9 protein-coding genes are annotated in these 14464 nt (G+C 67.1%); 3 read left to right on the forward strand and 6 right to left on the reverse strand.

Features of this window, described 5'->3' with window-relative positions:
- The first annotated feature begins 45 nt into the window (after nt 1–45).
- Both O1Q03_RS21100 and O1Q03_RS21105 read left to right on the forward strand, forming a co-directional pair.
- On the forward strand, nt 46–2901 hold the full coding sequence (locus tag O1Q03_RS21100; RefSeq protein ID WP_269505870.1) for an ATP-dependent Clp protease ATP-binding subunit: 2856 nt from the start codon (nt 46–48) through the stop codon (nt 2899–2901).
- A 125-nt stretch (nt 2902–3026) separates the two neighbouring features.
- Nucleotides 3027–5306 carry an FdhF/YdeP family oxidoreductase gene (locus O1Q03_RS21105; RefSeq protein ID WP_269505871.1) on the forward strand — a complete coding sequence of 760 codons (2280 nt, stop codon included), beginning with the start codon at nt 3027–3029 and terminating at the stop codon, nt 5304–5306.
- A gap of 133 nt (nt 5307–5439) precedes the next feature.
- Here the strand turns inward: O1Q03_RS21105 and O1Q03_RS21110 are convergent, their stop codons facing one another.
- Nucleotides 5440–6861 carry a purine-cytosine permease family protein gene (locus O1Q03_RS21110; RefSeq protein ID WP_269505872.1) on the reverse strand — a complete coding sequence of 474 codons (1422 nt, stop codon included), beginning with the start codon at nt 6859–6861 and terminating at the stop codon, nt 5440–5442.
- 364 nt (nt 6862–7225) lie between these two features.
- Here O1Q03_RS21110 and O1Q03_RS21115 point away from each other — a divergent pair, with 364 nt between their 5' ends.
- A complete protein-coding gene (locus O1Q03_RS21115; protein WP_269505873.1) occupies nt 7226–8149 on the forward strand; it encodes a LysR substrate-binding domain-containing protein in 924 nt (307 codons plus the stop codon).
- Between the two features lie 103 nt (nt 8150–8252).
- Here the strand turns inward: O1Q03_RS21115 and argE are convergent, their stop codons facing one another.
- From argE to O1Q03_RS21140, 5 genes are all read right to left on the reverse strand, one after another.
- Nucleotides 8253–9416: an acetylornithine deacetylase gene (gene argE, locus O1Q03_RS21120; protein ID WP_269505874.1), complete on the reverse strand. Its 1164-nt coding sequence runs from the start codon at nt 9414–9416 to the stop codon at nt 8253–8255.
- Nucleotides 9409–10086: a DUF1028 domain-containing protein gene (locus tag O1Q03_RS21125; RefSeq protein ID WP_269505875.1), complete on the reverse strand. Its 678-nt coding sequence runs from the start codon at nt 10084–10086 to the stop codon at nt 9409–9411. The genes argE and O1Q03_RS21125 overlap by 8 nt, the downstream gene beginning before the upstream one ends.
- 8 nt (nt 10087–10094) lie before the next feature.
- Complete coding sequence (locus O1Q03_RS21130; protein ID WP_269505876.1) at nt 10095–10532, reverse strand: RidA family protein; 438 nt, start codon at nt 10530–10532, stop codon at nt 10095–10097.
- 128 nt (nt 10533–10660) lie between these two features.
- Nucleotides 10661–12007, reverse strand: a complete 1347-nt coding sequence (locus tag O1Q03_RS21135; RefSeq protein WP_269505877.1) for a flavin-containing monooxygenase — start codon at nt 12005–12007, stop codon at nt 10661–10663.
- A 197-nt stretch (nt 12008–12204) separates the two neighbouring features.
- Entirely contained in the window at nt 12205–14412 is a 2208-nt protein-coding gene (locus O1Q03_RS21140; protein ID WP_269505878.1) for a hybrid sensor histidine kinase/response regulator, read from the reverse strand.
- Nucleotides 14413–14464: the final 52 nt, after the last annotated feature.

Here is a 14464-nt window from a genome sequence, read left to right on the forward strand (position 1 = left end):
GGGACTTCCCTTCGATCCATGTTCAATGACAGGAGCCAGACCACCATGCCCGCACTTTGCGATATCTGTCACGCGCGGCCGGCCGTTGCGCGCGCAACCGTGATGCAGGACGGCGAACGCAAGACGATCTCGATCTGCGACTACCACTTCCGTCAGCTGATGCGGCATCAGAGCATGCTGAACCCGTTCGATTCCCTGCTGGGCGGTGGCGGTTCGTCGCTGTTCGGCGAGCCTGGCGACGAAGCGCCGCTCGCCGCCGAGATTCCGCGCGAATCGGTCGACCCGACCGACGCGTTCAGCGAGCAGACGCTCGAACTGCTGCAGCGTGCAGCCGAAAAGGCGCACGAGCTGCGCCGCACCGAACTCGACACCGAACACCTGCTGTACGCACTCGCCGACACCGACGTGTGCGCGGCGCTGTTGAAGGAACTGAAGCTGTCGCCGCAGGACATCAAGGCCTACATCGACGAGCACGCGCACACCGGCACGGCGTCCCCGGACGCGTCGCTCGACAAGCTGTCGATCTCGCCGCGCGTGAAGAAGGCCGTGCAGTACGCGTTCCAGGCATCGCGCGATCTCGGTCACTCGTACATCGGCCCCGAGCATCTGCTGATCGGTCTCGCGTCGGTGCCGGACAGCATTGCCGGCACGCTGCTGAAGAAATACGGCGTAACGCCGGAGGCGCTGCGCCAGAAGGTCGTGAAGGTCGTCGGCAAGGGCGCGGAAGACGGCCGCGTCGATGCGCCGACGGGTACGCCGAACCTCGACAAGTTCGGCCGCGACCTCACCGCGATCGCGCGCCAGGGCAAGCTCGATCCGGTGCTCGGCCGCGCGCAGGAAATCGAGAGCACGATCGAGGTGCTCGCGCGCCGCAAGAAGAACAACCCGGTGCTGATCGGCGAGCCGGGCGTCGGCAAGACGGCGATCGTCGAGGGCCTCGCGCAGCGGATCGTGAACGGCGACGTGCCCGAAGTGCTGCGCGGCAAACGGCTCGTCGAAGTCAACATCAACTCGATGGTGGCCGGCGCGAAGTATCGCGGCGAATTCGAGGAGCGCGCGAAGCAGCTGATCGACGAAGTGACTGCGAAGCACGACGAACTGATCCTGTTCATCGACGAGCTGCACACGATCGTCGGCGCGGGCCAGGGCGGCGGCGAAGGCGGCCTCGACATCGCGAACGTGCTGAAGCCCGCGCTCGCGCGCGGCGAGCTGAGCCTGATCGGCGCGACCACGCTCAACGAATACCAGAAGCACATCGAGAAGGACGCGGCGCTCGAACGGCGCTTCCAGCCGGTATTCGTGCCGGAGCCGAGCGTCGAACAGACGATCGTGATCCTGCGCGGGCTGCGCGACAGCCTCGAGGCGCACCATCAGGTGACGTTCGCCGACGACGCGTTCGTCGCGGCCGCCGAGTTCGCCGATCGCTACATCACGTCGCGCTTCCTGCCCGACAAGGCGATCGACCTGATCGACCAGGCTGCCGCGCGCGTGCGGATCGGCGCGACCTCGCGCCCGGTCGACATCCAGGAAGGCGAAGCGCAGATCGCGCAACTGAAGCGCGAGCAGGACTACGCGACGTCGCGCAAGCGCTTCGACGAGGCCAAGCAGTTCGAGGAGCAGATCAACGAGAAGCAGCGATCGCTCGACGAGAAGATGGAAGCGTGGCAGCGCAAGACCGGCTCCGAAACGCTCGAGGTGACCGTCGAATCGGTCGCCGAAGTCGTGTCGCGGCTGACCGGCATTCCGGTGTCCGAGCTCACGCAGGAAGAGCGCCAGAAGCTGCTGAAGATGGAGGAGCAGCTGCGCGAGCGCGTGGTCGGCCAGAACGATGCGGTGGTCGCCGTCAGCGATGCGGTGCGGCTGTCGCGCGCGGGGCTCGGCCAGACCCACCGGCCGATCGCGACGTTCCTGTTCCTCGGGCCGACGGGCGTCGGCAAGACCGAGCTCGCGAAGGCGCTGGCCGAGACCGTGTTCGGCGACGAGCAGGCGATCATCCGCATCGACATGTCCGAGTACATGGAGCGGCACGCGGTCGCGCGGCTGATCGGCGCGCCGCCCGGCTACGTCGGCTACGACGAAGGCGGCCAGCTCACCGAGCGCGTGCGGCGCCGGCCGTACAGCGTGATCCTGCTCGACGAGATCGAGAAGGCGCATCCCGACGTGTACAACGTGCTGCTGCAGGTGTTCGACGACGGGCGTCTCACCGACGGCAAGGGCCGCGTCGTCGACTTCAGCAACACGATCATCATCGCGACGAGCAACCTCGGCGCCGCGATCATCATGGACAACCTCACGCAGCCGGAGGCCGCGCGCAAGACCGACAAGGCGATCCGCGACGAACTGATGCAGGTGCTGAAGGGCCACTTCCGCCCCGAGTTCCTGAACCGGATCGACGAAGTGATCGTGTTCCATGCGCTGTCGAAGGAGAACATCCGCTCGATCGTGCAGATCCAGCTCGACCGCGTGGTGCGCACCGCCGCCGCGCAGGACATCACGCTCGTGATGGGCGACTCGCTCGTCGAACACCTGACCGAAGCCGGCTATCAGCCGGAGTTCGGTGCGCGCGAACTGAAGCGCCAGGTGCGTCAGATCATCGAGACGAAGCTCGCGAAGGAGATCCTCGCGGACAAGCTGCAGTCCGGCGATCGCGTCGAAGTCGATTACGACAAGGCCAGCGATGCAGTCAAGTTCATCAAGCTCGCACGGGCCGAAGCGAAGCACGCGAAGCCGAGCGCAGACGGCAAGGACAAGGACAAGGACAAGGACAAGGCGAAGCCGAACGGCAACGCGACGAAGGCCTCGGACGATGCGAAGGATCGCGAAGCAAGATCCGACGCGCCGCCGCCCGCTGCGAAGCCGTCCGGCAAGAAGGCTTCCGGTACGAAGAAGGACGCGCACTGACACCCGCGCGGGTGCCGATGCGCAGGCATGCATGACCGGCTCCGTCCACGGGACGGAGCCGCCCCACGCCGCGATGCGGCGCAACCCGAGCCACCCGGCAGCGGAACCGGCTCAAGGAGACTCACATGACAAATCGACGCGAAGTGCCAGGCATCAGGAAGTACGATGGGCCCGCCGGCGGTTGGGGCGCGCTTCGCGCGACAGCCGAAGCGGTGCGCACGCAGATGGAAACCATCGAGGCGCCGATCGTGCTGATGCGGACCAACCAGCCCGACGGCTTCGACTGTCCGGGCTGCGCGTGGCCCGACAAGGAACACAAGTCGACGTTCCAGTTCTGCGAGAACGGTGCGAAGGCCGTCACGTGGGAAGCGACGACCAAGCGCGTGACGCCCGAGTTCTTCGCGGCGAACACCGTATCGTCGCTGCTGCGCATGTCGGACTACGAGCTGGAGAACATGGGCCGGCTCACGCATCCGCTCGTCTACGATCGCGCGACCGACACGTTCCGCGCGGTCGCATGGGTCGACGCGTTCGCGCGCATCGGCGAAGTGCTGCGCGCGCTGCCGCCCGAGCAGGTCGAGTTCTATACGTCGGGCCGCGCGTCGAACGAAGCCGCGTATCTGTATCAGCTGTTCGCGCGCGAACTCGGCACCAACAACTTCCCCGACTGCTCGAACATGTGTCACGAGCCGACCAGCGTCGGCCTGCCGCAGTCGATCGGGATCGGCAAGGGCACCGTGTCGCTGGAGGATTTCGACCACTGCGAGCTGATCATCTCGATCGGCCATAACCCCGGCACGAACCACCCGCGGATGATGGGGACGCTGCACGAGTGTTCGCGCCGCAACGTGCCGATCATCGTGTTCAACCCGCTGCGCGAACGCGCGCTCGAACGCTTCGCCGATCCGCAGGACATGATCGAGATGGCGTCGTTCGGCTCGACGCGCATCGCCTCGACGTACTACCAGGTCGATGCGGGCGGCGACGCGGCCGCGCTCAAGGGCATCATGAAGGCGTTGCTGCAGCTCGAAGCGGAGCGCGGCGACGTGCTCGACCGCGACTTCATCGCGCAGCACACCGAAGGCTTCGATACGTTCGCCGCCGACCTGCAGGCCACGTCGTGGGATGACATCGAACGCGCGAGCGGCCTCGCCCAGGCGCAGCTCGAACAGGTCGCGCTCGCGTATGCGAAGTCGAACGCGACGATCGTCACGTACGGGATGGGCGTCACGCAGCACAACAAGGGCACCGCAACCGTGCGCCTGATCGCCGACCTGCTGCTGATGCGCGGCAACATCGGCAAGCCCGGCGCGGGCGTGTGTCCGCTGCGCGGCCACTCGAACGTGCAGGGCAACCGCACGGTCGGCATCACCGAGAAGCCGTCGGCCGAGTTCCTGCAGAAGATCGAGGAGGTGTGCGGCTTCAAGCCGCCCGCGCATCACGGGCACGATGCCGTGCAGGCGATGCAGGCCATGATCGACGGGCAGGCCAAGGCGCTCTTGTGCCTCGGCGGCAACTTCGCGGTCGCGCTGCCCGATCCCGATCTGTCGTTCCCGGCGATGGGCAAGCTCGACCTGAGCGTGCATCTCGGCACGAAACTGAACCGCTCGCACCTGCTGGTCGCGAAGGAAACCTACATCCTGCCCGTGCTCGGCCGCACCGAGCTCGACGTGCAGGCGAGCGGCCGGCAGTCGATCACCGTCGAGGATTCGATGTCGATGGTGCACGCGTCCGCCGGCAAGCTGAAGCCAGCGTCGGACGCGCTGCGCTCCGAGCCAGCGATCGTCGCGGGGATCGCGCATGCGACGCTGCCGGCCAGCAAGGTCGCGTGGCTCGACCTGATCGCCGACTACGACCGCATCCGCGACCTGATCGATCGCACGGTGCCCGGCTTCGAGGCGTTCAACGAGCGGATCCGCACGCCCGGCGGCTTCCGGCTGCCGCTGCCGCCCACCGAGCGCGTGTGGCCGACGCCGACCGGCAAGGCGATGTTCTCCGTCTACACCGGCGTGAAGGAAGACGCGGACGTGCTCGGCGGCGAACAGGTGCTGCGGCTCATCACGCTGCGCAGCCACGATCAGTACAACACGACGATCTACGGGCTCGACGACCGCTATCGCGGCGTGTTCGGACGACGCGACGTGCTGTTCATGAACGTCGCGGATCTCGAGAAGTACGGGCTCGAGCACGGCGACCTCGTCGACATCGAGACGATCACCGCGTCGGGCCGCAAGCTGCGCCTCGAGAAGATCACGGCGATCGAGTACGACATCGCGCCGGGGTCGGTCGGCGCGTATTACCCGGAAGCGAACGTGCTCGTGCCGCTCGACTACATCGACAAGGAAAGCGGCACGCCGTCGTACAAGTCGGTGCCGGTGCGCGTCGCGCGCTCGGCGGTCGTCTGACCCGCAAGGCCGGCTCGCGACGCACGCGAGCCGGCCTGCCGCATCGCTGCCCTCCCCACGGCCGCCGCATCGTCATCGATGCGGCGGTTTTTTTGCGTCACGTCACGTCACATCACGTCGCGGCACGCGCCGCTTACCGCGCCGCCGACGGCGGCAACTGCGCGCCGGTCTGGCGACGCCGATACGCGCTGTCGCGCGTCGCGAGCCAGTAGTACAGCGGCGACGTCAGCACGAGCCCGACGACCCACGACAGGTCGGCGCCGCCGAGATGCGCGGGAATCGGGCCCGCATACATCGGCGTGTTCATGAACGGAATCTGCACGAGGATCCCGATCGCATACGCGAGCAGCGCCTGCGGATTGAAGCGGCCATACACGCCGCCGTCCGCCATGAAGATCGACTTGATGTCGTACTTGCCCTTGTGGATCACGTAGAAGTCGATCAGGTTGATCGCCGTCCACGGCACCAGCACGACGAGCAGCGCGAGCACCAGGTCGACTTGATTGCCGACGAAGTTCGTCGACGCGCCGATCGCCGCATAGCAGCACGCGACGAAGATCACGACCGACACGACCGCGCGCGCCTTCGCGGTCGGAATCCACCGGTACGCGAACGTCTGCACCGACGTGATCACCGCGAGCACCGCGCCGTACAGGTTCAGCGCGTTGTGGCTGATCACGCTCAGCAGGAACAGCACGAGCATCAGCGGCCCGAGCGGGCCCGTCGCCTGCTTTACCGCATCCATCGTGTCCGCGCCGGCGGGCACCGCGAGCACTGCGACCGCGCCGAAGACGAACGCGAGCGTCGAGCCGATCGCGCAGCCGAGATAGGTCGCCCAGAACGTCGACGCGACACCGACGTCTTCCGGCAGATAGCGCGAATAGTCCGACACGTACGGCGCGAACGCGATCTGCCACAACGCCGACAGCGACACCGTCGCGAGCCAGCCCGCGAAGTCGAAGCCGCCGCGCGTGAGGAAATCGGCGGTGCTCACGTGCGACAGGATCATCCAGAAGCCGACGAGAATGCCGATGCCGAGCACCCACGTGCCGATCCGGTTCAGGATGTGGATGAACCGGTAGCCGACGATCCCGATCAGCCCCGAGCCCACCGCGCCGATCACGATGCCCGCGGGCACCGGCACCGACGACGCGATGCCGTGCACCGACTTGCCGGCGAGCACGATATTCGATGCGAAGAAGCCCACGTACATCACCGCGGCGATCACCGTGACCAGCAGCGCGCCCCACGAGCCGAACTGCGCGCGACTCTGGATCATCTGCGGAATGCCCATCTGCGGCCCCTGCGCCGAATGCAGCGCCATCAGCACGCCGCCGACTGCCTGGCCGACGACGATCGCGACGATGCCCCACATCAGGTTCAGGTGAAAGATCTGCACGCCGAGCGCGCCCGTCACGATCGGCAGCGGCGCGATGTTGCCGCCGAACCAGAGCGTGAACAGGTCGCGTACCTTGCCGTGGCGATCGGCGGGCGGCACGTAGCCGATCGTGTGTTTCTCTATCATGGGGGACGCGTTGCGGTCCGCGGTGGTCATGGCGATGTCTCCTGTCTGGCGCGCGATGCGCGCTTTCCGTGTCAGCCGGCGCGACGAGATGCGCGCCTGCAAGCGGGCCGGATACGCGGTCGACGACGCGCCGATCGCGCACCATGGCGCGATGCAAGCGGGGACGAATGAACACGGCGCCAACGCGTGTGCGGCGTCGCTGCGATCCAGGTTGGAGACGATGGTGCGCCACGCATCGCGCGACCGGAAAATACTAAAAATATTTCCGGGACATACGAAAAAACTCTGCAGCGAAAATTCCGGCGCAACGCTTCTTCGGGTAACGTGCTACGCACGGCAATGGACAGAATGCGCGCCGCCGGTCACGCGGCGGCGCCGGTATCAGAGGGTGCTCGTGGCTCACTACACTTTGCGGCAACTGAAATATTTCCTGACGACGGTGGAATCCGGCAGCGTCGCCGAAGCGTCACGTCAACTCTTCATCGCACAACCGTCGATCTCCAGCGCGATCAAGGGCCTCGAGGAAAGCTTCGGCGTGAAGCTGTTCATTCGCCATCACGCGCAGGGCGTGTCGCTGACACCGAGCGGCACGCGCTTCTACCGGAAAGCGCAGGAGCTGCTGCGCATCGCGCACGAATTCGAACAGAACGCGCTGGCCGACAACGACGTCATCACCGGGCAAATCGACATCGGCTGCTTCGAGACGGTCGCGCCGCTCTATCTGCCGCAACTGATCGCGGGGTTTCGCGAGCGCTACCCCGGCGTCAACATCCGGCTGCGCGACGGCGACCAGCAGGAACTCGTGCAGGGGCTGACCGCCGGCACGTTCGATCTCGCGTTTCTCTACGACCACGACCTCGACGGCACGATCGAGACCGAACCGCTGATGCCGCCGCAGCAGCCGTACGTGCTGCTGCCCGAGAACCATCGTTTTGCCGGGCAGGCGCACGTGTCGCTGCGCGATCTCAGCGTCGAGCCGATGATCCTGCTCGACGTGCAGCCGAGCCGCACGTACTTCGTCAGCCTGTTTCACGAACTCGGGCTGACGCCGAACATCGTGTTCGGCTCGCCGTCGATCGAGATGGTGCGCGGCATGGTCGGCCAGGGCTTCGGCTTCTCGCTGCTCGTCACGCGACCGCATTCCGAATACACGTACGACGGCCGGCGCGTCGTGACGATCGGCCTGAGCGAAACGGTGAGCCCGTCGGGGCTCGTCACCGCGCGCCTGAAGCGCGGGCAGCTCACGAAGCAGGCGCAGTCGTTCGTCGACTTCTGCCGCGAGCGGCTCGCGCAGATCGTCGCGGAATCGGCGCGCTGACGACGCACGCAAAGGCAAAACCGCACGCGCCGCGAAGCGGCAGCGTGCGGTTACGCAGCTCGATGCAAGCCGATGCAGGCTGATGCGGTTCGATGTCGTTGGGTCAGCCCGCCGAAGCGAGATACGCAACGAGACGACCCAGCATCGCGTCGCATCCGTGCAGTTGCTCGAGCGTGACGAACTCGTCCGGCTTGTGCCCCTGGTCCATGCTGCCCGGCCCGCACACCACCGTCGGAATGCCGGCCTGCCCGAACAGCCCGCCCTCGGTGCCGAACGCGACGGTGCCGAACGCATCGGAACCGCTCAGCATCGCGAGCAATCGCGCGGCTTCGCTGTCCGGCGACGTCGCGAGCCCCGGATACGCGCCGAGCGGCTGCAGACGAATGTCGGTGTCGGCCTGCACCGCGCGCATCTTCGGCAACAGTTCGGATTCCGCATAGTCCTGCAGCTTTCTCGGCACGTCGTGCGCATCGAACGCCGGCAGCGCGCGCACCTCGAAATCGAACTCGCACTCGGCCGGCACGATGTTCAGCGCGCGGCCGCCGTTGATCAGCCCCGTCTGCACGGTCGAGAACGGTGGATCGAAGCGGCTGTCGTGATGCTCGGGCCGCGCGAGCGCTGCGCCGATCTCGCCGAGCCGGCCGATCAGCTTCGCCGCGTAGTCGATCGCGTTGACGCCGAGCGGCGCATACGCGGAGTGGCACGCCGCGCCCTTCACGTGACAGCGCATCGCGAGCTTGCCCTTGTGACCGAGCACCGGCTTGAGCTCCGTCGGCTCGCCGATCACGCACAGGCGCGGCCGGTGTTCGCGCGCGGCCAGTGCGTCGAGCATCGGCCGCACGCCGAGACAGCCGACTTCTTCGTCGTACGAGAACGCGAGATGCACGGGCAGGCTCGACGGCCGCGCGACGAACGCCGGCACCGCCGCGAGCACCGACGCGATGAAGCCCTTCATGTCGGCCGTGCCGCGCCCGTACAGCCGGCCGTCACGCTCGGTCAGCCGGAACGGCTCGACCGTCCACGCCTGCCCGTCGACCGGCACCACGTCGGTATGGCCCGACAGCGCGATGCCGCCGCGATCGTGCGGGCCGATCGTCGCGTACAGGCTCGCCTTCGTGCGTTCCGCGTTGTAGAACAGCTCGCTCGCGACGCCGAAGCCGTCGAGATAGTCGCGAATGAACTCGATCATCGCGAGGTTCGAATCGCGGCTGACCGTCGCGAAGCCGATCAGCCGTTCGAGCAGCGCGCGGCTCGACGGATCACTCATCGCCCGGCACTCCATAGCTCGGCGCGGCCGTCGGATTCAGCGCGCGCGTCTGGTAGTCCTGCATCTGCGGACGATAGGCGTGCCACAGCGCATCGAGTTGCCCGATCGGGTCGGCGTCCGCCCAGTCGACGCGCAGGTCGACGATCGGCCAGGTCACGTCGCCCGCCACCTTCAGCGCGGCCGAATGCACCGGCCCCGCCTCGCCGCCCGCCGCGATCGCCGCGTGCATCGCGGCCAGCAGGCGATCGGCGAGCAGCCCCGGCGCCTGCTCGAACGCGCGCGCCATCGCGTCGATCACCGCCGGCGCGGCCAGCAGGTTGCCCGCCGCCACGCATTGCTCGCCCTGCACCGCATGATGCGTGCCGAGCGCTTCCTTGCCCGTGAAGCACGCCGTCTGTCCCTGCCCGTCGATCACCGTGACCTGCCGGTACTGGCGCCAGCCGTTCGCGCTGAGCGCGCGGTCGAGCGCGTCGGCCGGCGCGAGCTGCGCGTGTTCGATCAGATCGAGGATCTGCGGGCCGAGCGCCGGCAGCGTGATGTTCTGCGTCGCGACCGCGCCGACGCCTGCGCGCACCCACGGGCAGCGCGCACCCACCGCGATGCTCGACGAGCTGATCGCGATCCCGACCTGGCCCGTTTCCGGGCAGCGCCCGACGATGGAGAATGTCATGTCGGCTCCTATGCGCGGTTCGGCTGCCAGTTGTCCGGGATCACCGCGATCACGTCGATCTCCATCAGCCACTGCGGCTGGCCGAGCGCCGACACGACGAGCCCCGTCGAGATCGGGTACACGCCCTTCAGCCACTTGCCGACCTCCTGGTACACCGGCTCGCGATAGCGCGGATCGATCAGGTAGGTCGTCGTCTTCACGATGTGCGTGATGTCGCTGCCGGCTTCGTCGAGCAACTGCTTCACGTTCTTCATCGCCTGCTCGGCCTGCGCGCGCGGGTCGCCGAGGCCGATCAGGTTGCCGTCGAAATCGGTGCCGACCTGGCCGCGCACGTAGACGGTGTTGCCGGCCCGCACGGCCTGGCACAGGTCGTTGTCGAGCGTCTGGTTCGGGTAGGTATCCTTCGTGTTGAACATGCGGATACGCGTGTGGGTAGGCTGGCTCATCGAGGTCCTTCGAATGTCGGTGGGTTCGCGCACCGGGCCGGAAGCGGTCGCGGCGCGGCGGGGTTCGGGTTCGGGTTGGCTCGGCGCCCGGGCGTCGTGGAACGCGCGGGCCGCGGTGCGAATGCGGATCAGCCGATTGCGTCGACGAGCGGGCGGGCATCGGCCCGCGCCGCGTATGCCGTGTCGCCCTGCTCCGTGCGCGTTTTTGCGCGGCGTTGCGACGCGTCGTGATAATCGAGGTACTTGCGCTGCGTGGCGATGTGGTCGGCGATGTGCTTCGCGTCGTGCCACACGCCCCAGATGAAGCTGGAGCCGCGACGCGACAGCCACGGCAGCCCGACGAAATAGATGCCCGGCTCCTTCGACACGCCGCGCTGATGCTGCGGCTTGCCGTTCGCCGCGAACGCGTCGACCTTCAGCCAGTCGTAGTCGAGCGCGTAACCGGTCGCCCACACGATCGACGTGACGCCGGCGCCGGCCAGGTCGAGCGCGAGGATCGGCTGCGTCACGCAGTCCGGATTCGGCAGGATGCGGCGGGCTTCCGGTTCTTCCGGCAGGTCGAGGCCGTTGCGGGCGGCATAGGCGTCGGCCGCGTCGAGCAGCGACAGGTAGTTCTCGTCGCCGCGCGCCAGATTGATCGCGAGATCGCGCTCGAAGACCGCGACGCCGCCGTCGAACGACTTCGTCAGCCCGACGAGCGTCACGCCCTGCTGCGCGAGCGCGCGGAAGTCGACCGTGTGACCGCCGCGCGCGCCGCTCACGGCGATCGTCACGTGTTCGCGGCCGGGCGTCGCGACTTCCTTGTCCCATTCGCCGAGCACGCCGAGCCACCAGCAGAAGTCGCGGCCGCGATACGCACGCGGCGGCCGGTCGTGCGGGCCGACCGACAGATAGACGTGCCGGCCCGCGCGCTGCAGTTCATCGGCGATCTGCACGCCGGACGAACCGGCGCCGACCACCAGCACCGCGCCGTCCGGCAGTTGCGCCGGGTTGCGATAGTCGGCGGAGTGGATCTGCACGAGGCTGGCGTCGTCCGGCGCGATCGGCGGAATCACCGGGCGCTGGAACGGCCCCGTCGCGACGACCACGCGGTTCGCCTCGATCGTGCCGTCGGACGTCTCGACGACGAAGCCCGGCTTGCCCGCGTTGCGCGTGACCTGCTTCACTTCGACGCCGGTGCGGATCGGTGCATCGAACTTGCGCGCATACGCTTCGAAGTAGTCGGCGACCTGGTCCTTCGACGCGAACGCATCGGGGTCGAGCCCGTCGAATTCGAGCCCCGGGAAGCGGTCGTGCCACGCAGGGCCGTTCGCGACCAGCGAATCCCAGCGTCCGGTGCGCCAGCGTTCGGCGATGCGGTCGCGCTCCAGCACGAGATGCGGCACGCCGAGCTTGCCGAGGTGTTCGCTCATGGCCACGCCGGCCTGCCCGGCACCGACGACCAGCGTATCGATTGAAGTTGTTTGCACTGCCACGGCTGTCTCCTTCTGAAGTGCGGCTCGCTGCGACATGGGCGGTGCCTGTTATCGCGCGAGTGGGAATGGAGACATTCTGCTGACAGGCAGACTTCGGGGAAATGATGTTTTTTGTGGTTGTTGACGAGCAAAAAGCTGGGGCACATTGGAGCGGCATCACGATCCTCAGCGGAATTCGCAAGACCACGCGTGCCGCGCTATTGGGTCGTACCCGGCGGCGACTCGCTTGTACCCGGAGCCGCCGTCAGCGCTTCGACCAGTTCCTTCAACTTGATCGGCTTGACGAAATGCCGCTCGAATCCCGCTTCCTCGGAACGTCTGCGGTCTTCGGGCTGACCATAGCCGGTCAGCGCGAACATCCGCAGCGGTGTCGCCCTTGGGTGCTTGCGCAGCGCGCGAGCCAGTTCGTATCCGTCCATGCCGGGCAAGCCGATGTCGAGTATTGCGAACGCAGGGGACAGTGCGGCAGCCACTTCGAGCGCCGTCGCCGAGTCCGTCGCGGTGGTCACGTGAAATCCCAGCCCGACGAGATAGGATTCCATCACCGTGAGGTTGTCCTTGTTATCGTCGACCAGCAACACGCGCGCACCGTTGCCATCCGGCGCAGGCGTGGCCCGCTCCTCCGGCGGCACACCGGTAGCCGCCGCGACGGCCGGCAGCGTAACGGTGAACGTCGAACCTTGCCCCGGCCCGCCGCTACTTGCCACTACCGTACCGCCGTGCAGTTCCACGAGACTCTTCACGAGCGCAAGCCCGATGCCGAGGCCGCCATTGGCACGGTCGATCGTCGCTTGCCCCTGCTCGAAAAGCACGAACAGACGCGGCATCAAATCCGCGTCGATACCCGCGCCGTTGTCCGTCACCGACACGACGACCTCGGTATCGGTCGACACGGCCTTGACCCGGATGTGTCCGCCGGCCTGCGTGAATTTCGCCGCATTGTTCAGCAGATTGCCGAACACCTGGGTGAGGCGGCCGGCGTCGCCGAACACCGTGCCGCCGCCGTCTGCGAGGCCGAGCGCCAAGGTCTGCGAACGTTGCGCGATCAACGGATTCGCTGCCTCGATCGCATGCGCGAGTACGGTCGCGACCGGCACCGGCTCGCGGACCAGTTCGATGGCGCCGTGCGTGATGCGGCTCACGTCCAGCAGATCCTCGACGAGCCTCGAAAGATGCGCAACCTGGCGCTCGATGATGTCGTGAAGCGGGTCCGACGCACCGCCGTTTTGCTGGCGCACGAGCGCCAGAGCGGTCGAGATCGGTGCGAGCGGATTGCGAAGCTCGTGGCCGAGCATCGCGAAAAACCGATCCTTTGCGCCATTGGCATTGCGCAAATCCGCGAGCAGCGCTTCGCGTTCGATCCGCGACTTCTCGACGACGTCGCGTGCGCGCACATATTCCGTGACCTCCACCGCGCTGAGAATCACACCCTCGACTTCGCCCGACGACGCACGCAAGGGCTCGAAGTAAAGCGTGTGAACGCGCTCCGACGAATCGGTGGTCGCCGTCTTGTACTCTTCTCGAACGACCGGCACGCCATCGGCAAACACGCGCTGCAGCGCCGCGGCAATCGCGCCGTCCACCTGCTCAGGGAACGCGTCCAGAAACGCGAGGCCGATCAGGTCGGCACGGCCCACCATCGCGAGATAGCGAGGGTTCGCCAACTGGAACGTATGCTGACGACCGACCAATAGCGCCGACGCGATCGGCAAATTCATCAGCACTGCGTCGCGTTGATGCTCGGCAGCCCTTCGCCGCTCCATCTCGTCTTCGAGCGATCTCGCGCGCTGCTCGGCGAGCGCGAGCCTCAAATGCAGATCCTCTATGCCGGCGTCGCGCAACGGGCGGGCGAGCAGCACGTGCTGGTGCGCATTGCAAATGTGACCGAACAGCCGCGTGTGCCGCGCGCCGACGAACGCGCGCTGCGGATACGCGCAGAAAAGCGAGAAGCGGTGCGCGTCGGCGAGCCGGTTCCAGAGCTCCTCCAGCCGCAGCGCCGCTTCGCCGCGCCCCTGCGCGTACAGCAGGGCAACCATCTCGCCGAATGCATGCACCGGCTGCCCCACTCGCGCGGCATCCGCAACGAGCGCTCCGACCGTCGCCATGAATCGCGCGTCGTCCGGCCAACCGTCGATCATGAAGCCATCGAGGGCGCGCTGCGCGTCAATGAGAATCGCATCCTGCGCGTCGAGCCGCACCGTCCGCGCTGCGTCGAGCCATGACGCCAACGCAGCGAGATGATCGGCGGCGGCGATCGCAATGGCACGGCCGCCGGCCTCCAGCGCTTGCAGCAGGAAAGCGCCGACCTCCTCCGTCAATTCGACGTCGGAATCATAGAACTGAACGAAATGACTGCACCGGCGGCTTGCCTCCGGCGCCGCAACCGACTCTGTGTTGGCTTTCATCGCTCAAAGTCTTCGGAGAGCCCGTTGCCGGCATCGCAACCCGCCGCCGGAT

This window comes from Burkholderia sp. IMCC1007 (assembly GCF_027257875.1).
In the GTDB taxonomy this organism is placed as follows: Bacteria; Pseudomonadota; Gammaproteobacteria; order Burkholderiales; family Burkholderiaceae; genus Burkholderia.